Source organism: Thermobacillus composti KWC4 (assembly GCF_000227705.2).
Lineage (GTDB): Bacteria > Bacillota > Bacilli > Paenibacillales > Paenibacillaceae > Thermobacillus > Thermobacillus xylanilyticus.
The window spans coordinates 2,377,998-2,400,729 of the sequence record NC_019897.1 but is presented as its reverse complement, the minus strand read 5'-3'; the positions used below and the strand labels follow the sequence as shown (position 1 = coordinate 2,400,729).

Below are 22,732 nucleotides of genomic sequence, written 5' to 3'. Positions count from 1 at the left end.
CGTCAGGAGAATGGAAATGACGGAACGCATGCCCGTACTGAAGGAGCCGAGCCCCAAGCGAAGGAGCAACAGGCGGCTGCTCGGCGTAATCTACGCGCTGTTCATCGTGCTTCTCCTTGTCCTGTTCTTCCGCTCCAGTCTCAGCAAAATCTCGGAAGTGACCGTATCGGGCGGCCGGTTCGCCAGTGAAAGCGAGATTCTGGCCGCTTCCGGCGTCGAGCCGGGCGACCCGTTCTTCTGGCCGGCCGCGGACGCGATTGCCGGGCGGGTGGAGAAGCTGGAGCCGGTTGCGTCGGCGGTCGTCCGCAAGACGTTCCCGGGAAAGCTGCACATCGAGGTGACGGAATATCCGGCCGTTGCCTACGGACTGACGGCGGACGGCGCAATCACGGCCATCCTGTCGAACGGGAAAGAGCTGTCGATCGGCGCCGACTCCGTCGTGGACAGGCCGGTGCTGCGCAGCTGGAACGGACGGGAGGCGGACAAGCTCAAGCTCGTCGACGCGCTTTCCCGGCTGCCGGACGACCTGCTTGCCGATTTTTCGGAAATCGCGCCGTACCCGTCGGAAGCCTGGCCCGACCGGATCCGCATCTACACGCGCACCCGGTTCGAGATCATCACCGCCGTTTCCCTCCTCGAAGAGAAGGCGGAAACGATCCGCGCCGTCATCGAGACGCAGGAACCGGGCAGCATGACGCTGCTGCTGGCGGACCGCTACGTGCTTTACACGGAAGAAGGCGGAGACGGCGAAGAGGAAGCGCCGGATGCGGAAAACTCCCGGTAAACAGGACTAATAGCCACTACTCAAGCCGCGTGAACAATGGTACAATTTCGTTTATGAGTTCATCCTTGCTGGGTCCTTACCCACCAATTGCCAGTGTAAAAACTTTGTAGAAAAAAGAGGGAAAATATAAGGCGCGTTGAATTACTTGGACAAGGATATGCGCGTGAATATCGCCCGCTGGTAATCAATATGTTGGAACTTCGCACTTTAGATTACATTTTTTATCGGAGAAACGGAGGTGCCAGGGGTTGAGCAGCAGCGACTTGATCGTCAGCCTGGACATCGGAACATCCAAAGTCCGCGTCATTATCGGTGAAGTCCAGAACGGCACGATCAACATCATCGGCGTCGGATCTGCCGACTCGGAAGGCATTCGCAAAGGAGCCATCGTCGATATCGACCAGACCGTGCAGTCGATCCGCAATGCGGTGGATCACGCGGAACGCATGGTCGGGATTGAAATATCCGAAGTCTATGTCGGAATTCAGGGCAACCATATCGCGCTGCAGACGAATCACGGCGTCGTCGCGGTATCGAACGAGGACCGCGAGATCGGGGAAGACGACATTGAACGGGTGCTGCAGGCGGCGAGGGTCGTGGCGCTGCCGCCCGAGCGCGAGATCATCGGCCTGGTGCCGCGCCAGTTTCTGGTCGACGGTTTGGACGGCATCTCCGATCCGCGCGGCATGATCGGCGTACGGCTGGAAGTGGAAGCGACCGTCATCACCGGAGCGAAGACGGCGATACATAACCTGATGCGCTGCGTCGAGAAAGCGGATCTGCAGATCGCAGGCGTCATCCTGATGTCGCTCGCATCCGGCCAGATGGCGCTGACCAAGGACGAGAAGAACATGGGAACCGCCCTCATCGACCTCGGCGCCGGTTCCACGACGATCGCCATTTTCGAGCAGGGCAATCTGGCGGCGACGTCCACGCTGCCCGTCGGCGGCGAATACGTGACGAACGATATCTCTTACGGACTCCGAACGCAGACCGAGCAGGCGGAGAAGATCAAGCTGAAGTTCGGCTGCGCGTTGGTCAGCGACGCGGCGGAAGACCAGAAGTTCAAAGTCGTGCGCATGGGCAGCAACGTCGAGAAGGAATTTTCCCAGGTCGACCTGGCCAACATTATCGAGCCGCGCATGCAGGAGATCTTCCAGCTTGTCCGGCAGGAGATCATCCGGCTTGGCTACGAAGGCAAGGTGAACGGCTGCGTGCTCACGGGCGGAACGGCATCGATGCCGGGCGTGCAGGCGCTGGCGCAGCGGGAGCTTGAGACGAGCGTGCGGATCGCCGTTCCGGACTACATCGGCGTCCGGGATCCGGCGTTCACGAGCGGCGTCGGCATAATCCAGTACGTTTCCCGCTACATGCGGCCGCGCGCCGCAGGCTCCGCAAGGCGGGCAGCGGTGCGCAAGCCGGCCCCGGCTTCGCCCGTGGCGGCCAAACCGGGATTCTTCGAGCGGCTGAAGCGGATGTTCAGCGAATTCATTTGATCGGAGGAACTTCACTCATGCTGGAATTCGATATGGAAATGGAACCGCTGGCGTCGATCAAGGTGATCGGCGTAGGCGGCGGCGGCAGCAACGCGGTCAACCGGATGATTGAGACCGGCGTGCGCGGCGTCGAGTTCATCACGGTCAATACGGATGCGCAGGCGCTTCAGCAGGCGAAGTCCGAGCAGAAGCTGCAGATCGGCGAGAAGCTCACCCGCGGCCTCGGCGCAGGCGCCAATCCGGAGGTCGGCAAGAAGGCTGCCGAAGAATCGCGCGAAATGGTCGCCGAACGGCTCAAGGGCGCGGACATGGTGTTCGTGACGGCCGGCATGGGCGGCGGAACCGGCACCGGCGCGGCGCCGGTCATCGCCGAAATCGCGAAGGAATGCGGCGCGCTGACGGTCGGCGTCGTCACCCGTCCGTTCACGTTCGAAGGCCGCAAACGGTCGATGCAGGCCGAAATGGGCATCGAGGAGCTCAAGTCGAAGGTCGATACGCTGATCGTCATTCCGAACGACCGGCTGCTTGAAATTGTGGACAAGAAGACGCCGATGCTGGAGGCATTCCGCGAAGCCGACAACGTGCTGCGGCAGGCGGTGCAGGGCATTTCCGACCTGATCGCGGTGCCAGGGCTCATCAACCTCGACTTCGCCGACGTGAAGACGATCATGACCGAGCGCGGTTCCGCGCTCATGGGCATCGGCGTGGCGAGCGGCGAGAACCGGGCGGCTGAAGCGGCCCGCAAGGCGATCATGAGCCCGCTGCTCGAGACGAGCATCGACGGCGCGCGCGGCATCATCATGAACATCACCGGCGGCTCCAACCTGTCGCTCTATGAAGTGAACGAAGCGGCCGAGATCGTCATCGCGGCTTCCGATCCGGAAGTGAACATGATCTTCGGCGCCAGCATCGACGAAGACATGAAGGATGACATCAAGGTCACGGTCATCGCGACCGGTTTCGAGACGAAAGGCGGAACGGGACGCCGTCCGGCGTCGGCCGGCACCGGCGGATCGGAAACGCAAGAGAGCCGTCCGTCCGGCGGTTCGAACCTGCGTCCGTTCGGCCAGCTCCCGTCCAGCGACCAACTGGACATCCCGGCCTTCCTGCGCAACCGTCCGCGCAGCGAACGCGAATAATCCGGACTGATCATTATCCTTATGCTGCAACACCAAAGCTGTCCCAAGGCGGCGCCGGCCGCCTGATCGGGGCGGCTTTTTTAGTATGATCGGAATGTCTCCATAAGTCCGTGCGGCTGCCCCCTGCATTCTGCCTCTAACGGTACCGCGTTCCGTTAGAGGACGACGGCCGGCGGTGAACTCGTCTATAGCGAAACCCCGTTCCGTTAGGACGATACACAGCGGTCATGCCTTTCCTCCACTTGCGCTTTGCGCGCCGGAACATCGACAAAAATAGATTCTCCCTGACGGCGGCTTTAGACAGACTTCAGGCATGGTCCCCGCTATACTTAACCGTAAGACCGCCAAGCGATCGCTGGGCGCGCGAAAACGGAAAGCCGCGGAATGAAATCAACGGCGGGTGAAGCTGCTGGTCGTATACGTGGATCTTGTTTTTCTCTCGAATCTGATCATCGACGGCGCGGTGCTGTTGACGACGGCCTGGGTGAGGGGCATAAGGCCGAAGTGGTGGCGGCTTGCGGCGGCGGCCGCGGTCGGCGCCGCATACACCGCGCTGCTGTTCCTTCCCGGCGCCGGCTGGCTGCTGTCGGTGCTGTCCAAAATCGCGCTGTCGCTGCTCATGCTGCTGATCGCGTTCGGCTTCGGCGGGCTGCAGCGGTTCATCCGCATCGCGGTGGCGTTCTACGGCATCAATTTCGCCGCGGCGGGCGGCGTCATCGGTCTCCACTATCTGCTGCAGAGCCGCGGCGGCATGTGGGACAGGTTGTGGTTGACCGATGGGGGCGGCGTCGGCATTGAAGTGCAGTACGGACTGGCCTCGGTTCTTGCCGCCGCGGGAGCGGCGCTGCTCATCTGGCGCGCCGTCTGGAGCAGTCGGAAGCATACGGAGCGGACGCTGGGCAGCCTCGCGGAGGTGACCGTCGAAATCGGCGGCCGGACTGCGCGCTGCACAGGGCTCATCGATACGGGCAACCGGTTGTATGATCCGCTGACCCGGACACCGGTCATGGTCGCGGAAGCCGCGCTCTGGAGCGGCGAGCTTCCCGAGGCCTGGATCGAAGCGCTGCGCAGCGGCGATGTCGAAGGCCTGCTGGCCCGGCTGGACCTGGGCGGCCATGCCTGGGGCGAACGGCTGAGATTCGTGCCCTATCGGGGCATCGGCGGCAGAACGCAGCTCATGCTGGCCGTAAAACCCGACAGGGTGTGCATCGAGCGGGACGGGCGCCGCAGCGAGACAAGCCGCGTGCTTGTCGGCCTGGAGGGCGGCACGTTGGCGTCCGACGGCGCCTACCAGGCGATCATTCATCCGTCCATGCTCGAGGACGACGGCAGCGGATGAATGCATCAACACGCATACGGAGGGGACTTGCGGACATGCCCGTGAAGTGGAAACTGATGCTGCAGTTATTCTATTATCGCGTTTTGTTTTTATTCGGTCTGAAGCGCGAAGAGGTTTACTACATCGGAGGCAGCGAAGCGCTGCCGCCGCCGCTGACGCGCGAGGAAGAGGAGTATCTGCTCAAGCGGCTGCCGTCCGGAGATGCGGCGATCCGGGCGATGCTGATCGAACGCAATCTCCGGCTCGTCGTCTACATCGCCCGCAAGTTCGAAAACACGGGCATCCACATCGAGGACCTGGTCTCCATCGGCGCGATCGGCCTCATCAAGGCGGTCAATACGTTCGATCCGGAAAAGAAAATCAAGCTGGCCACGTATGCCTCCCGCTGCATCGAGAACGAGATTCTGATGTACCTGCGGCGCAACAGCAAGACCCGCACCGAGGTGTCGTTCGACGAGCCGCTCAACATCGACTGGGACGGCAACGAACTGCTGCTCTCCGACGTGCTCGGCACCGAAGGCGACACCATCTACCGGAACATCGAGGAGCAGGTCGACCGGAAGCTGCTCCAGAAGGCGCTGGACAAGTTGACGGAGCGGGAACGGACGATCATGGAGCTCCGGTTCGGCCTCACGGACGGCGAGGAGAAGACGCAGAAGGATGTCGCCGATATGCTCGGCATTTCGCAGTCGTACATTTCCCGGCTGGAGAAGCGGATCATCAAGCGGCTGCGCAAGGAGTTCAACAAGATGGTGTAATTTCACGGGGCCCCGGACCGCGGGCATAAAGACCGCCTCCGGGGCCGCTTTGCGTCCAGAATAAAAACAAAGCCCAAGGGGATAATGTACAGTAATGTTTCTCCTTGGGAGGTTATCGCGTTGACCCGAAACAAAGTTGAGATCTGCGGAGTGGATACCTCGAAACTTCCGGTGCTGACGAATGCGGAGATGCGCGAGTTGTTCACGGCGCTGCAGACCCGGGGAGAACTGTCGGCCCGGGAGAAGCTGGTGAACGGCAACCTGCGGCTCGTGCTCAGCGTCATCCAGCGGTTCAACAACCGGGGAGAATTCGTCGACGATCTGTTTCAGGTCGGCTGCATCGGGCTGATGAAAGCCATCGACAACTTTGACCTCAGCCAGAACGTGAAGTTCTCCACCTATGCCGTGCCGATGATCATCGGCGAAATCCGGCGGTATCTTCGGGACAACAACCCGATCCGCGTCTCCCGAAGTCTGCGCGACATCGCCTACAAGGCGCTGCAAGTGCGCGACACGCTCACGAACCAGCATTCACGCGAACCGACCATCTACGAGATTTCGGAAGCGCTAGGCGTGCCCAAGGAAGACGTCGTATTCGCCCTGGACGCCATCCAGGATCCGGTCTCCCTGTTCGAGCCGATCTTCCACGACGGCGGCGATCCGATCTATGTGATGGACCAGATCAGCGACGACCGCAACAAGGATTCGTCCTGGATTGAGGAGATCGCACTGCGGGAGGCAATGACCAAACTCGGCGAAAGGGAGAAAATGATTTTATCCATGCGTTTTTTCGAAGGGAAAACCCAGATGGAGGTGGCGGACGAGATCGGCATCTCGCAGGCTCAGGTGTCGCGTCTCGAGAAGTCGGCCATCCAGCAGATGCAAAAACATGTGAAAGCCTGAAGACCTTAAGGCCGGGCGCGGAAGCGTCCGGCTTTGTTGCGGCCAAGGCTTGCCAGCGCCGCCATGCGGCTGCGCCCGCCCGGGAGGACGGCGCAGCCATTTTTCTTGCGCCGGTCGGACATTTCATGCCGCCTTCCGCGATAACATGGTAGAAGGGAAGATCAATCGAAGAGAGCGTGGTGGCGCGGATTGCGGATTTCCGAATTGCAGGAGAAGGATGTCATCAATATCGTGGACGGCCGGAAGCTCGGCCATGTCAGCGATCTGGAGCTGGATCTCAGGCAAGGCCGGATCGAATCGATCATCGTGCCGGAAAGCGGCCGTTTCTTCGGGCTGTTCGGCGGCGGCGGAGCCGATGTCATCATTCCGTGGCGCAGCATCGTCAAGGTAGGCGAAGACGTCGTGCTCGTCAGGCTGGACGACACCCGGCTGAATCGCGTTCAGGACGTGGAGCTGAGCGAACGGTGACGATTTCTTCGACGCAGCCGCTGTGGTACACTGGTTCTGCGAGGTGAACCCGATGGAACCGTTCGTTCGGATGGAAGGCAACGGTCCGGCGCTGTTTCTGCTGCGCGGCTGGATGGAAGAGTCGCCGGGCCTGACGGCCGGCATCACCGGCCGGGAAGGCGGCGTCAGCAGTCCGCCCTGGGCGTCGCTGAACTGCGGCCTGCATGTCGGCGATACGGCCGAGGCCGTCGTCCGCAACCGCGCCCTCGCGGCGGAGGCGGCCGGCTGGGACCCGGCTGCCTGGACGTGCGCGGAGCAGGTGCATGGCTGCCGCGTCCACCGCGTCGCAAGCGCGGACCGGGGCCGGGGCGGCAAGGATCTGGAATCGGCCATTCCCGGGGCGGACGCGATCATGACGGATGAGCCGGGCATCCTGCTCGCATCGTATTACGCGGACTGCGTGCCGCTCCTGTTCCACGATCCGAAGCGGGGCGCGGTGGCGCTCGCCCATGCCGGCTGGCGGGGAACGACGCTTGAAATCGCCGCGCGGACGATCGAGGCGATGGAGCGGGAATTCGGCAGCCGCCCGGCCGACATCCGCGCCGCGATCGGTCCGGCGATCGGCCCGTGCTGCTACGAGGTTGACGGCCCGGTGATCGGGAGCGCGCTGCCGCTGGCGGAGTCGCTCGCGCCTTCGGGCGGCGCGCCCCTGGACGCCATGATCCGCATGACGGATGATGGCAAAGCAAGGCTTAACTTGAAAGAAATGAACCGACAGATTATGATAAGATCAGGAATCATGCCGAGTCGCATCGCATTTTCGTCCTTCTGCACCGGATGCCGGCGCGATCTGTTTTTCTCCCACCGGCGGGAAGGCGGAAGGACGGGAAGGATGGCGAGTTTCATCGGCATGCGTGAGAGGTGAACCGACGTGTCAATCCGGGCGAGACTGGACGACGTCGACCGCCGCATCCGCGAAGCTTGCGCCCGCAGCGGCCGCCGGCGGGAAGAGATCGGCATCGTCGCCGTGACGAAATATGCCGGCGAAGCGGCCGCAAGGGAGGCGCTCCGCGCGGGGCTCGTCCATCTCGGCGAGAACCGGTGGCAGGACGCCGCGCCGAAGTGGCGCGCCTTGCAGGATGAGCAGCCGAAGCCGGTCTGGCATTTCATCGGTTCGCTGCAGACGAACAAGGTCAAGGACGTCGTCGGAAAGTTCGCTTACATCCATTCGCTGGACAGGCTCTCGCTTGCCCAGGCGATCGACAAGCGCGCCGAACAGCTGGGCATCCGCGTTCCCTGCTTCATTCAGGTGAACGTCTCCGGCGAAGCGTCGAAGCACGGCCTTGCGCCGGAAGATTTGATCGGCTTTGCGCGAACCATCGCGGATATGCGCGGCATCGCCGTGGCGGGCCTGATGACGATGGCGCCGTTTGGCGACGACCCGGAAGAGGCGCGGCCGGTATTCCGGGCGCTCCGCAACCTCCGGGATGAACTGAACCGGGCCGCCGTCCTGCGGGAGGAAGCAAGCGGGCTTTCCATGGGCATGTCGAACGATTTCGAGGTTGCGGTCGAAGAAGGGGCGACATGGCTCCGGCTGGGGACGATTCTGGTGGGGAAAGAGGAGGCTGTGTCATGAACGTCATGAACCGATTCATGAGTTTTCTCGGGCTTCAGGAAGAAGAGGAAGTCGTCGAGCGCGGCCGGTCGTCCGCTGACGCGGAGCAGGAAATTGAAACGCCGGTCTTCGAATCGCGTAGAACCATGAAGGGCGGCAATGTCGTCAGCATCCATGCGCAGAAGAATGTCCGCGTCGTGCTGAACGAACCGCGTTCCTACGACGAGGCGCAGGAGATAGCCGATCATCTGCGTTCCCGTCGTTCCGTCGTCGTCAACCTGCAGCGGATCCGCACCGACCATGCGATCCGGATTGTCGATTTCCTGAGCGGCACGGTCTATGCGCTGAACGGGTCGATCACGAAGATCGGGCCGAACATCTTCCTGTGCACGCCGGATACGGTGGAAGTGCAGGGCACGATCACGGACATGCTGACGGATGACAACGAATACAAGACGATGAGGTGACCTCGTGTCTGAAATTGAATCTTTAATTTGGCTTATTCACCGGATATACACGTTCGTCATTATCGCCTATGTGCTGCTGTCCTGGATTCCGAACGCCCGCGACAGCTTCATCGGCGAAATGCTCGGCAAACTGGTCGAACCGTACCTTGCGCCGTTCCGTCGGCTCATCCCGCCGATCGGGGGCATGCTGGACATTTCGCCGATCGTCGCCATCTTCGCACTGCAGTTCATCGCGATGGGGCTCATTGCGGTGATTGAATTCTTCATATGAGTCAGTCGCTCTATGTCCACTTCCATCCGGAAGAGCGTCCGTTCGTCGACCGCGCGCTGGAGTGGGTGGAGCGGGCGGCCGAACGTCATGCGCCGGTCGTGACCGACTTCCTGGACCCGCGGCAGCAGTTCATCCTGCAGTCGATTGCCGGCCGCGAGCCGGATGCGGTCCTGCGGCTGGATGGCGGCTATCCGGAAGCCGAGCGGAAGCGCGCCGTTATCGTCCCGGCATACCGCGATCCGGAAGACGTGGATTGCGGCATTGTCGTGCTGGCGGTCGAGGCGTCGGGCGGCAAGTTCCTCGAACTCGACCACGGCGATTATCTCGGCGCCCTGCTCGGGCTCGGCATCAAACGGGACGTAATCGGCGATCTTCATGTGCGCGATGACGGCTGCCACTGTCTCGTGACGGAAGAGATGGCCGGATTTCTGCATACCCATTTGAACCAAGTGCATCGTGTGCCCGTCCGCACGGACATTCTTCCCCGGGAGAGCCTCCGGGTCGTGCAGCCCGAGATGGACGTGACGGTTATCACGGTGGCTTCTTTGCGTCTGGACGGCGTGGCGAGCGACGTGCTCCGCATCAGCCGGTCGAAGATTCTGGACCCGATCCGGGCGGGCCGGTGCCGGGTCAACTGGAAGACGGAAGAAGATCCTTCCGCCCGGCTCGAGGAAGGCGACATCGTCTCGTTCAAAGGTTTCGGCCGGTTCAAAATTCTCAAGGTCGACGGGCCGACGAAAAGCGGCCGGCTGCGCGTCAGCATAGGCAAATTTATTTGAAGCTTGGCAGGAATTCCATCGGAACCTGTCGAAAGGGTACGGTATCGTTCGGGCAATGTAAGGAGGAGGTGCGTCACCATGCCGTTGACGCCGCTGGATATCCATAACAAAGAGTTCGGCCGCCGCCTGCGCGGCTATGATGAGGACGAGGTCAACGAGTTTCTTGACCAGGTGATCAAGGACTACGAGGCGCTCATCCGCGAGAACAAGGAACTGCAGAACCAGGTGCTGGCGCTGCAGGAGAAGCTGAATCATTTCGCCAATCTCGAGGAGACGCTGAGCAAGACGATCATCATCGCGCAGGAAGCCGCGGACGAAGTGAAGAACAACGCGAAGAAGGAAGCGCAGCTCGTGATCAAGGAAGCGGAGAAGAACGCCGACCGGATCATCAACGAGGCCCTGGCGAAATCGCGCAAGATCGCACTCGAGGTTGAGGAGATGAAGAAACAGGCGGCGATCTACCGGACGCGGTTCCGGACGCTCGTCGAAGCGCAGCTTGAGCTGCTCAGCCAGGACAGCTGGGATGCGCTCGAGGGGGTTGCAGCGACCCGCGAAACGCGCGAAATCGCGGGGCACGAATGAGGGCGCTTTCCGGTTGACAATCGCGGGGCGCAAGCGTATAACTATAGGATAGGTACAAACTGAATGCCGACCTCAAATTCGTTGACGAGAACGAGTAAGCTGCAGCGGTCGTTCCCCAGAGAGCCGGTACCCACGCTGAAAGCCGGTGTTCGATCCGCAGCCGAAAATCATCTCCGAGAAGCGCGGCCGAACCTTGACAAGAGCAGTAAGCCGCGCCGGAAATCCGCCGTTATCCGGATGCGCAGACTGCGGTCTGCGGTGAGGTGCCGTCTCAGGCCATGCGCTTCCAGGGCGCGCGGCGGAGGCGGAATGAGGGTGGTAACGCGAGCGAAGCTCGTCCCTTTCGGGGCGGGCTTTTTTCAGTTTTGATGACCTGAGTGACGGGAGTGGTTGACCATGCAACGCGTAGACGTGAAAGAGCGGGCCAGGACCCGCGAACAGCGCATTCTCGAAAAGTGGAGGAAGGAAAACACGTTCAAGCGGTCGATCGAAAACCGCGCCGGAAGGCCCAACTACGTGTTCTATGAAGGACCGCCGACGGCGAACGGCATGCCGCACATCGGTCACGTGCTCGGTCGGGTGATCAAAGACTTCATCGGCCGCTACAAGACGATGTCCGGCTACCGCGTCGTGCGCAAGGCGGGCTGGGACACCCACGGCCTGCCGGTCGAGCTCGGCGTCGAGAAGCAGCTCGGCATCTCCGGCAAGCATGAGATCGAGCGCTACGGCGTCGAGGCGTTCGTGAAGAAGTGCAAGGACAGCGTGTTCGAGTACGAGCGGCAATGGCGCGAGATGACCGAGGCGATCGCCTACTGGATCGATCTGGACGATCCGTACATCACGCTCGACAACCGTTACATCGAAAGCGTCTGGCACATCCTGTCGACGATCCACAAGAAAGGGCTGCTCTACCGCGGTCACCGCGTGAGCCCCTATTGCCCGAGCTGCCAGACGACGCTCAGCTCGCACGAAGTGGCGCAAGGCTACGAGGATGTGAAGGACCTGTCCGCGACGGTCAAATTCCGGCTGAAGTCGGAGGACGCGTCGATCCTCGCCTGGACGACGACGCCGTGGACGCTGCCGGCCAACACGGCGCTGGCCGTCAATCCGGAGATGACCTACGTCCGCGTCCGCAAGGACGGGGAGACGTTCATCGTCGCCGAAGCGCTCGTCGAGTCGGTTATGAAGGAAGACTACGAGATCCTCTCGTCACTGCAAGGCTCGGAGCTGGCCGGCCTCGCGTATGAGCCGCCGTTCCGCTATGTGCCGGTCAAGAACGCGCATGTCGTGATCGCGGCGGATTTCGTCAGCGATACGAGCGGCACGGGCATCGTGCACATCGCGCCGGCCCATGGCGAGGACGACTACAAGGCGGCCCAGGCGAACAATATCGACATGCTCAGCGTCGTCGATCCTGCGGGACGTTACACGGACGCGGTGACCGACTTCGCCGGCCGGTTCGTGAAGGATTGCGACGTCGACATCGTGCGGATGCTCAGCGAGCGCGGCCTGCTGTTCGCGAAGGAGCGCTATGAGCACAGCTATCCGTTCTGCTGGCGGTGCAAGACGCCGCTGCTCTACTACGCGACGGAAAGCTGGTTCATCCGGACGACGGCGGTGAAGGACCAGCTGATCGCGAACAATCGCGGGATCGAGTGGTATCCGGGCCATCTGCGCGACGGCCGGTTCGGGAATTTCCTCGAAGACCTTGTCGACTGGAACATCAGCCGGAACCGCTACTGGGGCACGCCGCTCAACGTCTGGGTGTGCGGCAGCTGCCAGGGCGAATACGCGCCGGGAAGCATCGCCGATTTGAGGGAGCGGGCTGCCCATCCCGTGCCGGAAGATCTGGAACTGCACAAGCCGTATGTGGATGAAGTGACACTGCGCTGTCCGCATTGCGAAGGCGGCATCATGATGCGCACGCCCGAAGTGATCGACGTCTGGTTCGACAGCGGCTCGATGCCGTTTGCCCAGTATCATTATCCGTTCGGCGACCGCGCGAAGTTCGAGGACCAATATCCGGCCGACATGATCGTCGAAGGAATCGACCAGACGCGCGGCTGGTTCTTCAGCCTGCTGGCCGTCTCGACGCTGTACAACGGCAAGTCGCCGTACAAACGGGTCATCTCGACCGGCCACGTACTCGACGAGAACGGCCAGAAAATGTCGAAGTCGAAGGGCAACGTCATCGACCCGTGGGAGATCATCGAGGCGTACGGCACGGACGCGTTCCGCTGGGCGCTGCTCGCGGACAGCGCGCCGTGGAACAGCAAGCGGTTCTCGCGCGGCATCGTCGCCGAGGCGAAATCGAAGGTCGTCGACACGATCGTCAACGCGCACGCCTTCTACGCCCTGTACGCGTCGATCGACGGATTCCGGCCGGAAGACCATCCGTACCGGAAGCCGGCCAGCAAGCTGGACCGCTGGATCATCTCGCGGCTGAACAGCCTGATCCGGGATGTGCGCAAGGGGCTTGAAGCGTACGATTTCCTGAACCCGGCGAAGAAGATCGAGGCGTTCGTCGACGAGATGAGCAACTGGTACATCCGCCGCTCGCGCGACCGGTTCTGGGGCAGCGGGCTGACGGACGACAAGATCGAGGCGTATCAGACGCTGCACAAAGTGCTGCTCGATCTTGCGCGGCTCATCGCGCCGTTCACGCCGTTCGTCGCGGAGGACGTCTACGTCAACCTGGGCGGCGGCGAGAGCGTCCATCTGGCGGACTACCCGCAGGCCGACGAGTCGCTGATCGACGAAGCGCTCGAGCGCGATATGGAGACGACGCGCAGGATCGTCGAGCTGGCGCGCAGCGTGCGCAACGAATCGGGCATCAAGACGCGCCAGCCGCTCTCCGAGCTGATCGTGTCGCTCAGCCGGCCGTTCCCGCTGGAAGAATATGAGGCGATCATCAAGGACGAGATCAACGTGAAGCGGATCGTCGTGGAGACGAGCGACAGCGGGTTCGTCGAGTTCGACCTGAAGCTGAACCTGAAGGTCGCGGGCAAGAAGTACGGCCGCCATGTCGCGCCGATCCAGGCGCACCTGAAGTCGCTCCCCGCGGAGGACGCGCGGCGCGCGGTGCTGGAGGACGGCGGGCTCGACTGGACGTCTCCGGAAGGCGAGACGCTGCGGATCACCCTCGACGAGCTGCTGGTCGAGAAGCGGGCCAAGACGGGTTTCAAGGCGGCGTCGGGCGACGGCGTGACGGTCGCGCTCAACACGGACATCACGCCCGAGCTGGAGCAGGAAGGCTGGGTGCGGGAAGTGATCCGCGCCGTGCAGGATACGCGCAAGAAGCTTGATCTCCCGATCGAGGCGCGAGTCCGGTTGCAGCTTGACGTGCCGCAGGAGCTGCAGGCCGCGCTGCAGACGTTCGATGAGCTGCTCAAGGCAAACGTGCTGCTCCGGGAGGTCGCGTTCGGTCCCGCGGACGGCATGGAGAAGGTGCAGGCGGGCGATTTTGCGATCGGAATCCGGATTGACGTCTGAGGACATACTGGAAAACAGACAAGCGAGGAAAACGGGCCACTGCGGCTCGTTTTTCGTTTCGCGGGAAGATGCGGCTGCCACGGCTCTGCGGCGGCTCCGGAAAGGGGCGGACGGCATGGACGAACGGACGGAAGATCGGTCCGGGCAGGAGGATGAACGGTCCGGGCAGGCGGCGGATCGGTTGCCGCGGTCGGATAAATGGATCGAACAGGCCGACGGACAGTCCGGGCGGGCGGAACCCGGTGAACGGGAACATCGGATGGAGCTGTTGGCCCGGGAGTTGGACCGGCTGTCGGTCAGGCTGGAGCGGGCGAAGATCTCGGAATACGTCGATTTGCTCAACCGTCCGCTGTCGCTTATCTGGCGCAATCTGGTCGCCGGGACGGCGCGGGGCATCGGCATCGCGATCGGCTTCACGTTCTTCGCCGCAACGATTCTGTATGTGCTGCAAATGCTCGGCAAGCTCAATCTGCCGATCATCGGGGACTACATCGCGGATATCGTGCGCATCGTGCAGCGGCAGCTGGAGGGGAGAACATATTGACAATTGTTGGAAAACACCCTATGATGGTGAAATAGGCCTCAAGTCAGAGAGAGTGGTGGGGAAACATGGCGGGCGGCGGCCGCCGTCCTGTACGGGATCGGGTGCGTCACCGTATTTTCGTTCATTTACGCGGAGTACAGGTTTCTGGCGGAGCCTTGGCAGCTTGCCGGCGCGGCTGTCGTCGCGGGATTGCTGATCGCCGCGGCTTTTGCCGTCGGGCGGGGCGGCGCTACGGAACCGGCCCCGGCTTCGGTCGGAGCCGGGGCCGACGTCCCCGCCGCCGGCAACGGGGTGCGCCCCTGGTTGATCGGACTGGGTGCCTTTCTTGCGTCCGGCGGGTTCGTTGCCCGTCCGGAGAAAAGCTGGACGGGATTGATCGGCGGCGTGTTTCTGCTCGTTGCGGCTTGGTATGTCGTGCGGCGCATGGCGCGTAGCCCCTGGTGGAACGTCCGGCACCGGCAGGCGCTCGTGTCCGGCACGCTGCTCACCTGCGCCTGGCTGGGGTTCTTCGTGACCTGGCTGCTCTGGCCCGAAGACCGGATCGCATGGTTCGGCAACGTGTTGTTCGTGCTGGTTGCGATTGCGCTGGTGCTGGTCATGGCCAGACGGACGCGTGAGGCGGAGAAAGGCGAGAACGGGCGGCCTGCCCCGAGGGAGCCGTTCGGCGAAGGCCAATAACGGCGTTTCGTGCCGTTATTGGCCGCCCGCATGCGGTGCCGGGGCAAATTAACGGCACGACGTGCCGTTAAAGGCGGCAAGAAGCCGCAAGGTCGGCCTGACGGAGGCCAATAACGGCATTTCGTGCCGTTATTGGCCGCCCGCACGCGGTGCCGGGGCCGATTAACGGCACACTGTGCCGTTAATCGCGCGAGAATCCGCCAGGATGGTCCGACGGGGAACGTAACGAGACTGACACACCTTATTTTTCGCAAAGCATGGTGTTCCGGAAATGAAACGAAACCGAGACACGTTATTCGCGCCGGATCGGGCCAAGAATCACTTTGAACAGGCAAATAAGAACGCTCAGTTTCGTTGCCGCTTCAATTTCAATCGAGGCCAATGGCGCCAAATAACGACGCTCAGTTTCGATAACGAACTCCGGTTGAACGCCCGCCGCAAAACCCCTCTCAGGCATCCCCGTCCAACCGGATGTCGACCACCGGTTCCGGTTCCAGCAGCGGCTCGCCTTCGCCCCGCTCCAGATAATCTTCATACGAGCGCCCTCGGACCACCGTGACATGCCGGCCCGTAATGTCGGTGGCCAGAAAACTTTCGATCGGCTCGACGAATCCTTCCCGCTCTTCCGCTTCGATCGTGAACTTCTCGTAATCCGCCTCCGGGTCCTCCGCAAGCGCCGGAGAATCCGACGTGCCGTACGATTCGACGATCTGCCAGGCGTCCTCGCCGTCGAAGCCGGTCCACGAGTTTTCTCCGTCAAGGCTGGTCCGCCCGAACGGGCGCTCCATGCGTTCTTCCTCGACCGGGCGTCGTTCCGACTCGATCCGCTGCGGCGTGTGGCGGACGCAATACAGCGTCTCCGGCACGGCTTCGAGGCGTTCCGGCGGAATCGGCCCGCCGCATGTCCGGCAGACGCCGTAGGTGCCGTCGTCCATCGCCCGCAAGGCCGCACGGATCCGCTGCAGTCTCAGCTCGTCGTTCTCGAGCAGCGCGAGATCTTTGCCCCGTTCGAACGTCTCGGATGCGATGTCGGCCGGATGGTTGTCGATCATGGACAATTCGCCGGTATTGCCGCGCGCTTCCTCTTCGAGGCCGCGGCTGCCGCTTTCCCTCAGCCGCTCTTCCAGCTCACCGGCTTCCGCTTCAAGCTTCTGTCTCAGCGCCGTCAAACGGCTGCCGTCCAACGCCTTCATGCGGTCAGCTCCCTTCATCGCGTAGCAGTCGGTCGTAGCTTGTGCGCGGCGGACCGTTTTTACTATGAACGGGGGATTGTAACGCGTGACAGCTCAGGTTTTTTCTTCCTGATCCGGATGTGGAGCGGGCCGGCGCAGTTGTGATACAATGATTGGGACACGCACATTACAGGGCTTGCCGGGAGAGCATTTTCGATCTTTGGGGCGGAGGGACGCGAAAGTTGAAGCATTTGCGCTATTATGCCGTTGCGGCTGTCGTTTTTCTGTTGGATCAACTGACGAAGCAGATTATCGACGCGAATGTGGCCTTGTATGAACAGATCAGCGTCATCGGGCAATTTTTCCTCATTACGCACGTGTTGAACGACGGGGCGGCCTTCAGCATGCTGCCGGGCGCCCAGACGCTGTTCATCCTGATTACGATCGTTGTCGTCATCGGGATTGTCTGGTATATCGAGCGGAACTGGCGAACCGGCAGGCCGCTGCTGCTGACGGCGTTCGGCCTGGTGCTCGGCGGGGCGCTCGGCAATTTCATCGACCGGTTGCTGTACGGCCATGTGATCGATTTCCTGCAGTTCAATTTCGGCAGCTACACGTTCCCCATCTTCAACGTAGCGGACATGGGCATCGTCATCGGCGTCGGCCTCATTCTGCTCGACGCGGTGCTGGATATCCGCAGGGAACGGGACAAAGCCGCCGGCAGCCTGGAAGGAGACGAAAACGGAAAGACCCATGACATCACAAGCGGAACAGAAGCAGACGAACCCGCACGATGAATGGACCCAGGAGTGGGTCGTGACGGAAGCGGAGGCGGGCGAGCGGCTTGACAAGTTCGTCGCCGAATCCGCGGAGGAAGGCGTCTCGCGCACGCAGGTGCAGGAATGGATCCGCACGGGCGCCGTCACCGTGAACGGCGCGACGGTCAAACCGAATTACCGGCTGGAGCCGGGCGATGTCGTCGCCGTGACGCCGCCGGAGCCCGAGGATGCGGACATCCGGCCGGAGCCGATCCCGCTCCATGTCGTCTATGAAGACGGCGACGTCATCGTCGTCGACAAGCCGCGCGGCATGGTCGTCCACCCGGCGCACGGTCATGCATCGGGGACGCTGGTCAACGCGCTGCTCCATCATTGCCGGGATCTCTCCGGCATCAACGGAAGGCTGCGGCCGGGCATCGTCCACCGGATCGACAAGGACACGTCCGGCCTGCTGATGGCCGCGAAGAACGATCTGGCGCACGTGTCGCTGTCGGAACAGCTCAAGGCGCACACGGTCGAGCGGGCGTACATCGCGCTCGTGCACGGCAATCTGCCGCACGATCAGGGAACGATCGACGCGCCGATCGGCCGCGATCCGCACGATCGCAAGAAATTCGCCGTCACGGCCGGCGGCAAGCCGTCCGTGACGCATTTCGCGGTGCTGGAGCGGTTCGGCGACTACACGCTGGTCCGGCTTCAGCTCGAGACGGGGCGCACGCACCAGATCCGCGTCCACATGAAGTATATCGGCCATCCGCTGGCCGGCGATCCCGTCTACGGCCGGGCGAAGACCTTGCCGCTGGACGGGCAGGCGCTGCACGCCGTCGTGCTCGGTTTCGTCCATCCCCGCACGGGCGAGGCGCTGCGTTTCGAATCGCCGATTCCCGATGATTTTCAGCGCATTCTGGATATGCTGAGAAACAGGTAGGCGGTTCGGCGCATTGCCGCATGAGTGCAAATTTTAGAGGGATTATTCCATTACGATCCTCGCCTCTGGGCGTTATGCTGATAGACAGCATAAGCCGGGGCCGCGCGCAGTATGCGCGTTAGGATGCGGCCCGCTTGAAAGGTGATGAGCCCATGGCCAGGATCAATCCCCATTACAAAGATCTGCAAGGCAGCTATCTGTTCTCGGAAATTGCCCGCAGGCGCGCGGCATTCCTGAAGGAGCATCCGAACGCGGACATCATCAGCCTCGGCATCGGCGATGTAACGCGCCCGCTGCCCGAAGCGGCGGCCGGCGCGATGCGCGCCGCAGTCGACGATCTGACGAAGGCGGACACGTTCCGCGGCTACGGTCCCGAACAGGGCTACGATTTCCTGCGGGAGGCGATCGCCCGCCACGATTATCAGGCGCGCGGCATCGACATCCGTCCGGATGAGGTGTTCGTCAGCGACGGGTCGAAGTGCGACGTGGGCAACATCCAGGAGATTTTCAGCCAGGACGCCGTCGTCGCGGTGCAGGATCCGGTCTATCCGGTTTATGTGGACACGAACGTCATGGCGGGCCGGGCCGGCGCTTACGACAGGGAGACGAACCGGTATCAAGGCATCGTGTACCTGACCTGCAGTCGGGAGAACGGATTCAAGCCGGCGCTGCCCGAACGGAAGGTCGACCTGATCTATCTTTGTTACCCGAACAACCCCACGGGCATGACGCTGACGCGGGACGAGCTGAAGCTGTGGGTCGATTACGCGAAGCAAAACGGCAGCGTCATCCTGTACGACTCGGCGTATGAAGCGTACATCCGGGAAGAAGGTGTGCCGCACAGCATCTACGAGATTGAAGACGCGCGGGAAGTGGCGATCGAGTTCCGCAGCTTCTCGAAGACGGCCGGTTTCACCGGTGTGCGCTGCGCGTACACGGTGGTGCCGCGGGAGCTCAAGGCGAAGGATGCGGACGGGAACGATATTGTCCTCGCCGACCTCTGGAACCGCAGGCATACGACGAAGTTCAACGGCGTCTCCTACGTGACGCAGCGGGGAGCGGCGGCGCTCTATACGCCGGAAGGGAAGGCGCAGATCGCCGCGCTGGTCGACTACTACATGGCGAACGCAAAGCTGATCCTCGACGGACTGAAAGCAGTCGGCATCGAAGCTTACGGCGGCGTCAACGCGCCGTACATCTGGCTGAAGACGCCGGACGGGATCGACTCGTGGGCATTCTTCGACAAATTGCTCCGGGAAGCGCACATCGTCGGCACGCCGGGCGTCGGTTTCGGACAGGCCGGACAAGGTTACTTCCGGCTGACGGCCTTCGGTAGCCGGGAAAATACAGAGCGCGCGGTCGAGCGGATCACGAGGCTCGGCTGGTGACGGGCAAGCGGGAAAGCAGCGGTGCACGGGAACACGTGCGGTCATGCCTTCCCGCTTTTTGTCGGATCCGGCTATTGACTTCCGTGGACCAAAGTGTCATAATGCTGCTAATGAATGGTTGAACCTTTAATTCAGTCCCGTGAGGCTGACAAGGTAACGGCATATCGGACAGGCACAGGCCTGACGGCGGCGCTACCCGTGCGCGCGCCGAGGGTCGTGGTGTGGTGCGGCCTGACTCCTTGCGGCTTTTCGCAAGGAGTTTTTTTGTGGGTTCAATCAGGCGGAGGTGATGGCATTGGACGACATTCGACACGTCATCATGGACGAGACCGGCATCCGGCGGGCGCTTACGCGCATCGCGCATGAAATTCTGGAGAAAAACAAAGGCATAGACGGCTGCGTGTTCGCCGGCATTCGCACCCGCGGCGTCTACCTGGCACGGCGGGTGGCGGAGCGGGTGGCCGAGATCGAAGGCAAGCCGGTGCTCGCGTTCGATCTCGATATCACGTCGTACCGCGACGACCGGGACGGCGCGGGACAGGCCGAGGCGCCGGCCTGCGCCGGCATCGATCCGGCGGAGATCCGGGACAAGCACGTCATCCTGTTCGATGACGTGCTGTTCACGGGCCGGACGATCCGGGCGGCGATGGACGCGATCATGGATGTCGGACGTCCGCGTTCGATCCAGCTTGCGGTGCTGGTCGACCGCGGCCACCGCGAACTGCCGATCCGCCCGGACTATGTCGGCAAGAACGTGCCGACGGCGCGCTCCGAATCGATCGGCGTATCGCTCAAGGAAGTGGACGGCTCGGATATGGTGGCCATTTACGGATCAGGGAGGCGCACGCGATGACGACGGCAGCGAAACTGAGGCAGCGCAGCCTGCTCGGCGTGAAAGATCTGTCCGCGGAGGAGATCGAATCGATTCTCGACCGGGCGCAGTACTGGGAGTCCAGAGGAAAGAAGATCCACAACGCCGTGCCCGACGCGATCGTGGCGAACATGTTTTTCGAGAACAGCACGCGCACGCGGTTTTCGTTCGAAATGGCGGCGAAACGGCTCGGCGCGCAGGTGCTCAATTTCTCGGCTGCCGTCTCGAGCGTGAACAAGGGCGAGTCGATCTACGACACGGTTCGCACGCTCGAGTCGATCGGCATCGACGCCGGGATCATCCGGCTGAAGCCGATCGGCGTGCTGTCGGAGATCGCCTCCCGCGTCAATGTGCCGCTCATCAACGCCGGAGACGGCAACAACGAGCATCCGACCCAGGCGCTGCTCGATCTGTACACGATGCGGAAACATTTCGGCTCGCTCAAAGGCTTGCGCGTCGCGATCATCGGCGACATCCTGCACAGCCGGGTGGCGCGTTCCAACCTCTGGGCGCTCAGGAAATGCGGCGCGGACGTGGTCTTCTGCGCGCCGCCGAACCTCGAGGCGCCGGAGCTTGACGCGCCGTATGTGACGGTGGACGAGGCGCTCGGCGCGGACGTCATCATGATGCTGCGTGTTCAGCTCGAGCGGCACGAGTCCGGCATGATCAAGTCGGCGGAAGATTACCGGGAGCACTACGGCCTTACGGTCGAGCGCGCCGCAAGAATCAAGGGGCACGCGATCATCATGCACCCGGCGCCGGTCAACCGCGGCGTCGAGATCGACGACGAACTGGTCGAGCATCCGCAGTCGCGCATTTTCCAGCAGATGGCCAACGGCGTGCCGATCCGCATGGCCGTCATCGAGCGGGCGCTGCGCGGATAGAGACGGACACCATTGCGGACGAGGACGGATACAAGCGGCGCGGAGCAGCCGGCCGCGCGCGTCCGGAACAAGGCCGTGCGCACAAGCGAAAGGAGAGCGATCGAAAGCCATGACGTTATGGATTGTGAACGGCAAAATCTGGGACGATGAAGCCGGCGATCTCGTGACGGCCCACATCCGCGTCGAGAACGGGACGATCACCGCGATCGAGCGGGGCGGCGAGCCGGACACGGCCGGCGCCGAAACGATCGACGCCTCCGGCCTGCTCGTGTCGGCCGGCTTTATCGACATGCATGTCCATCTGCGCGATCCGGGCTTCACGCACAAGGAGGACATCGCCAGCGGCACGCGTTCGGCCGCGCGCGGCGGTTTCACCACGATCGCCTGCATGCCGAACACCCGCCCCGTCACGGACACGCCGGAGACGGTGCGGTACATCCTGGACAAGGCGGCCCGCGAAGGCGTCGTCAACGTGCTGCCGATCGCCGCGATCACGAAGAACGAGCTCGGCCGCGAGCTGACCGATTTCGCCGCGCTGAAGGAAGCGGGCGCGATCGGGTTCTCGGACGACGGCGTCGGCGTGCAGAACGCGCAGATGATGAAGGAAGCGATGGTTCGCGCCCGTGAGCTGGGCCTGCCGATCATCGCGCACTGCGAGGACGACTCGCTTGTGCAGGGCGCCTGGGTGACCGAGGGCGCGTTCAGCCGCAAGCACGGCCTGAAAGGCATCCCGAACGAGTCCGAGGCAATTCACGTCGGACGGGACGTGCTTCTGGCGGAAGCGACCGGCGCGCACTACCACGTCTGCCACGTCAGCACGGAGCAGTCGGTGCGGCTCATCCGGCTGGCGAAGTCGGTCGGCGTCCGCGTGACCGCGGAAGTGTGCCCGCACCATCTGGTGCTGTCGGACGAGGACATCCCCGGCATGGACCCGAACTGGAAAATGAACCCGCCGCTCCGGACGCCCCGCGACGTGCAGGCGGTCATCGAGGCGCTGGAGGACGGCACGATCGACATCATCGTCACCGACCATGCGCCGCATGCCGAAGAGGAGAAGGCGAAGGGCGTCGATCTCGCGCCGTTCGGCATCGTCGGATTCGAGACGGCGTTCCCGCTGCTCTACACGACGTTTGTCAAGACCGGCAGATGGAGCCTCGGCTTCCTGCTTCGCCGGATGACGAGCGACCCGGCACGGGTGTTCGGCCTGAAGGCCGGCCGGCTGGAAGCCGGCGCGCCCGCCGATCTGACGCTGATTGATCTGGACAGCGAGCAGACGGTCGATCCGGCGAAGTTTCTGTCGAAGAGCCGCAACACGCCGCTTACCGGACGGCGCCTTTCGGGCTGGCCGGTCCGCACGATCGTCGCCGGCCGCACGGTCTGGCAGGCGGACTGACGGCTCGGGCGAACTGACGGCTC

23 protein-coding genes and 1 other annotated feature are annotated in these 22,732 nt (G+C 62.7%); of the genes, 22 read left to right on the top strand and 1 reads right to left on the bottom strand.

Annotated elements, in window-relative coordinates; translation table 11 throughout:
- Positions 1–16: 16 nt before the first annotated feature.
- The 16 genes from THECO_RS11280 to THECO_RS11205 all read left to right on the top strand — a co-directional run bounded on the left by THECO_RS11280 (position 17) and on the right by THECO_RS11205 (position 15,294).
- On the top strand, positions 17–784 hold the full coding sequence (locus THECO_RS11280) for a cell division protein FtsQ/DivIB (protein WP_015255169.1): 768 nt from the start codon (positions 17–19) through the stop codon (positions 782–784).
- Positions 785–1,032: 248 nt separating this feature from the next.
- A complete protein-coding gene (gene ftsA, locus THECO_RS11275; RefSeq protein ID WP_015255168.1) occupies positions 1,033–2,280 on the top strand; it encodes a cell division protein FtsA in 1,248 nt (415 codons plus the stop codon).
- A gap of 17 nt (positions 2,281–2,297) precedes the next feature.
- Positions 2,298–3,419: a cell division protein FtsZ gene (ftsZ, locus tag THECO_RS11270; protein WP_015255167.1), complete on the top strand. Its 1,122-nt coding sequence runs from the start codon at positions 2,298–2,300 to the stop codon at positions 3,417–3,419.
- 400 nt (positions 3,420–3,819) lie between these two features.
- Positions 3,820–4,758 carry a sigma-E processing peptidase SpoIIGA gene (gene spoIIGA, locus THECO_RS11265; protein ID WP_015255166.1) on the top strand — a complete coding sequence of 313 codons (939 nt, stop codon included), beginning with the start codon at positions 3,820–3,822 and terminating at the stop codon, positions 4,756–4,758.
- A gap of 35 nt (positions 4,759–4,793) precedes the next feature.
- Complete coding sequence (gene sigE, locus THECO_RS11260) at positions 4,794–5,516, top strand: RNA polymerase sporulation sigma factor SigE (RefSeq protein ID WP_015255165.1); 723 nt, start codon at positions 4,794–4,796, stop codon at positions 5,514–5,516.
- 120 nt (positions 5,517–5,636) lie between these two features.
- Entirely contained in the window at positions 5,637–6,419 is a 783-nt protein-coding gene (gene sigG / locus THECO_RS11255) for an RNA polymerase sporulation sigma factor SigG (protein WP_015255164.1), read from the top strand.
- Positions 6,420–6,608: 189 nt separating this feature from the next.
- Positions 6,609–6,887 carry a PRC-barrel domain-containing protein gene (locus THECO_RS11250; protein WP_015255162.1) on the top strand — a complete coding sequence of 93 codons (279 nt, stop codon included), beginning with the start codon at positions 6,609–6,611 and terminating at the stop codon, positions 6,885–6,887.
- 52 nt (positions 6,888–6,939) lie between these two features.
- Positions 6,940–7,791 (top strand): peptidoglycan editing factor PgeF, encoded by an 852-nt coding sequence (gene pgeF, locus THECO_RS11245; protein ID WP_015255161.1) that lies wholly within the window; start codon positions 6,940–6,942, stop codon positions 7,789–7,791.
- 6 nt (positions 7,792–7,797) lie between these two features.
- Positions 7,798–8,502 carry a YggS family pyridoxal phosphate-dependent enzyme gene (locus THECO_RS11240; RefSeq protein WP_015255160.1) on the top strand — a complete coding sequence of 235 codons (705 nt, stop codon included), beginning with the start codon at positions 7,798–7,800 and terminating at the stop codon, positions 8,500–8,502.
- Entirely contained in the window at positions 8,499–8,948 is a 450-nt protein-coding gene (locus THECO_RS11235; protein WP_015255159.1) for a cell division protein SepF, read from the top strand. Before THECO_RS11240 ends, THECO_RS11235 begins: the two co-directional genes overlap by 4 nt.
- A 4-nt stretch (positions 8,949–8,952) precedes the next feature.
- Positions 8,953–9,219, top strand: a complete 267-nt coding sequence (locus tag THECO_RS11230; RefSeq protein WP_015255158.1) for a YggT family protein — start codon at positions 8,953–8,955, stop codon at positions 9,217–9,219.
- Positions 9,216–9,998, top strand: coding sequence for a YlmH family RNA-binding protein (locus THECO_RS11225; protein ID WP_015255157.1), 783 nt, complete (start codon positions 9,216–9,218; stop codon positions 9,996–9,998). The genes THECO_RS11230 and THECO_RS11225 overlap by 4 nt, the downstream gene beginning before the upstream one ends.
- A 78-nt stretch (positions 9,999–10,076) precedes the next feature.
- A complete protein-coding gene (locus tag THECO_RS11220; protein ID WP_015255156.1) occupies positions 10,077–10,580 on the top strand; it encodes a DivIVA domain-containing protein in 504 nt (167 codons plus the stop codon).
- Positions 10,581–10,652: 72 nt separating this feature from the next.
- Positions 10,653–10,925 (top strand) — a binding site (T-box leader).
- A 51-nt stretch (positions 10,926–10,976) separates the two neighbouring features.
- A complete protein-coding gene (ileS, locus tag THECO_RS11215; RefSeq protein WP_015255155.1) occupies positions 10,977–14,072 on the top strand; it encodes an isoleucine--tRNA ligase in 3,096 nt (1,031 codons plus the stop codon).
- 259 nt (positions 14,073–14,331) lie between these two features.
- Complete coding sequence (locus THECO_RS22300) at positions 14,332–14,616, top strand: DUF5665 domain-containing protein (protein ID WP_086010552.1); 285 nt, start codon at positions 14,332–14,334, stop codon at positions 14,614–14,616.
- Positions 14,617–14,805: 189 nt separating this feature from the next.
- Positions 14,806–15,294, top strand: coding sequence for a hypothetical protein (locus tag THECO_RS11205; protein WP_015255153.1), 489 nt, complete (start codon positions 14,806–14,808; stop codon positions 15,292–15,294).
- 449 nt (positions 15,295–15,743) lie between these two features.
- On the opposite strand, the gene THECO_RS11200 is transcribed toward THECO_RS11205, so the two are convergent.
- Complete coding sequence (locus THECO_RS11200) at positions 15,744–16,487, bottom strand: TraR/DksA C4-type zinc finger protein (RefSeq protein WP_015255152.1); 744 nt, start codon at positions 16,485–16,487, stop codon at positions 15,744–15,746.
- 230 nt (positions 16,488–16,717) lie between these two features.
- Here THECO_RS11200 and lspA point away from each other — a divergent pair, with 230 nt between their 5' ends.
- The 6 genes from lspA to THECO_RS11170 all read left to right on the top strand — a co-directional run bounded on the left by lspA (position 16,718) and on the right by THECO_RS11170 (position 22,709).
- Positions 16,718–17,263 carry a signal peptidase II gene (lspA, locus tag THECO_RS11195; protein WP_052835988.1) on the top strand — a complete coding sequence of 182 codons (546 nt, stop codon included), beginning with the start codon at positions 16,718–16,720 and terminating at the stop codon, positions 17,261–17,263.
- Positions 17,220–18,173, top strand: coding sequence for an RluA family pseudouridine synthase (locus THECO_RS11190; protein ID WP_015255150.1), 954 nt, complete (start codon positions 17,220–17,222; stop codon positions 18,171–18,173). Before lspA ends, THECO_RS11190 begins: the two co-directional genes overlap by 44 nt.
- A 152-nt stretch (positions 18,174–18,325) precedes the next feature.
- Positions 18,326–19,561: an LL-diaminopimelate aminotransferase gene (locus tag THECO_RS11185; RefSeq protein ID WP_015255149.1), complete on the top strand. Its 1,236-nt coding sequence runs from the start codon at positions 18,326–18,328 to the stop codon at positions 19,559–19,561.
- 289 nt (positions 19,562–19,850) lie between these two features.
- A complete protein-coding gene (gene pyrR, locus THECO_RS11180; protein WP_015255148.1) occupies positions 19,851–20,414 on the top strand; it encodes a bifunctional pyr operon transcriptional regulator/uracil phosphoribosyltransferase PyrR in 564 nt (187 codons plus the stop codon).
- Complete coding sequence (locus tag THECO_RS11175) at positions 20,411–21,316, top strand: aspartate carbamoyltransferase catalytic subunit (RefSeq protein WP_015255147.1); 906 nt, start codon at positions 20,411–20,413, stop codon at positions 21,314–21,316. The genes pyrR and THECO_RS11175 overlap by 4 nt, the downstream gene beginning before the upstream one ends.
- Before the next feature lie 109 nt (positions 21,317–21,425).
- A complete protein-coding gene (locus THECO_RS11170) occupies positions 21,426–22,709 on the top strand; it encodes a dihydroorotase (protein ID WP_015255146.1) in 1,284 nt (427 codons plus the stop codon).
- Positions 22,710–22,732 lie beyond the last annotated feature (23 nt).

Excerpts from the sequence above, each read along its gene's own strand:
- THECO_RS22300 (WP_086010552.1), top strand. The coding sequence starts at position 14,332 with ATGGAGCTGTTGGCCCGGGAGTTGGACCGGCTGTCGGTCAGGCTGGAG.
- THECO_RS11185 (WP_015255149.1), top strand. The coding sequence starts at position 18,326 with ATGGCCAGGATCAATCCCCATTACAAAGATCTGCAAGGCAGCTATCTG.
- THECO_RS11220 (WP_015255156.1), top strand. The coding sequence starts at position 10,077 with ATGCCGTTGACGCCGCTGGATATCCATAACAAAGAGTTCGGCCGCCGC.
- THECO_RS11225 (WP_015255157.1), top strand. The coding sequence starts at position 9,216 with ATGAGTCAGTCGCTCTATGTCCACTTCCATCCGGAAGAGCGTCCGTTC.
- pgeF (WP_015255161.1), top strand. The coding sequence starts at position 6,940 with ATGGAACCGTTCGTTCGGATGGAAGGCAACGGTCCGGCGCTGTTTCTG.
- sigE (WP_015255165.1), top strand. The coding sequence starts at position 4,794 with ATGCCCGTGAAGTGGAAACTGATGCTGCAGTTATTCTATTATCGCGTT.
- THECO_RS11175 (WP_015255147.1), top strand. The coding sequence starts at position 20,411 with ATGACGACGGCAGCGAAACTGAGGCAGCGCAGCCTGCTCGGCGTGAAA.
- ileS (WP_015255155.1), top strand. The coding sequence starts at position 10,977 with ATGCAACGCGTAGACGTGAAAGAGCGGGCCAGGACCCGCGAACAGCGC.
- THECO_RS11200 (WP_015255152.1), bottom strand. The coding sequence starts at position 16,487 with ATGAAGGCGTTGGACGGCAGCCGTTTGACGGCGCTGAGACAGAAGCTT.
- ftsZ (WP_015255167.1), top strand. The coding sequence starts at position 2,298 with ATGCTGGAATTCGATATGGAAATGGAACCGCTGGCGTCGATCAAGGTG.
- pyrR (WP_015255148.1), top strand. The coding sequence starts at position 19,851 with ATGGCATTGGACGACATTCGACACGTCATCATGGACGAGACCGGCATC.
- THECO_RS11170 (WP_015255146.1), top strand. The coding sequence starts at position 21,426 with ATGACGTTATGGATTGTGAACGGCAAAATCTGGGACGATGAAGCCGGC.
- THECO_RS11280 (WP_015255169.1), top strand. The coding sequence starts at position 17 with ATGACGGAACGCATGCCCGTACTGAAGGAGCCGAGCCCCAAGCGAAGG.
- THECO_RS11235 (WP_015255159.1), top strand. The coding sequence starts at position 8,499 with ATGAACGTCATGAACCGATTCATGAGTTTTCTCGGGCTTCAGGAAGAA.
- THECO_RS11190 (WP_015255150.1), top strand. The coding sequence starts at position 17,220 with ATGACATCACAAGCGGAACAGAAGCAGACGAACCCGCACGATGAATGG.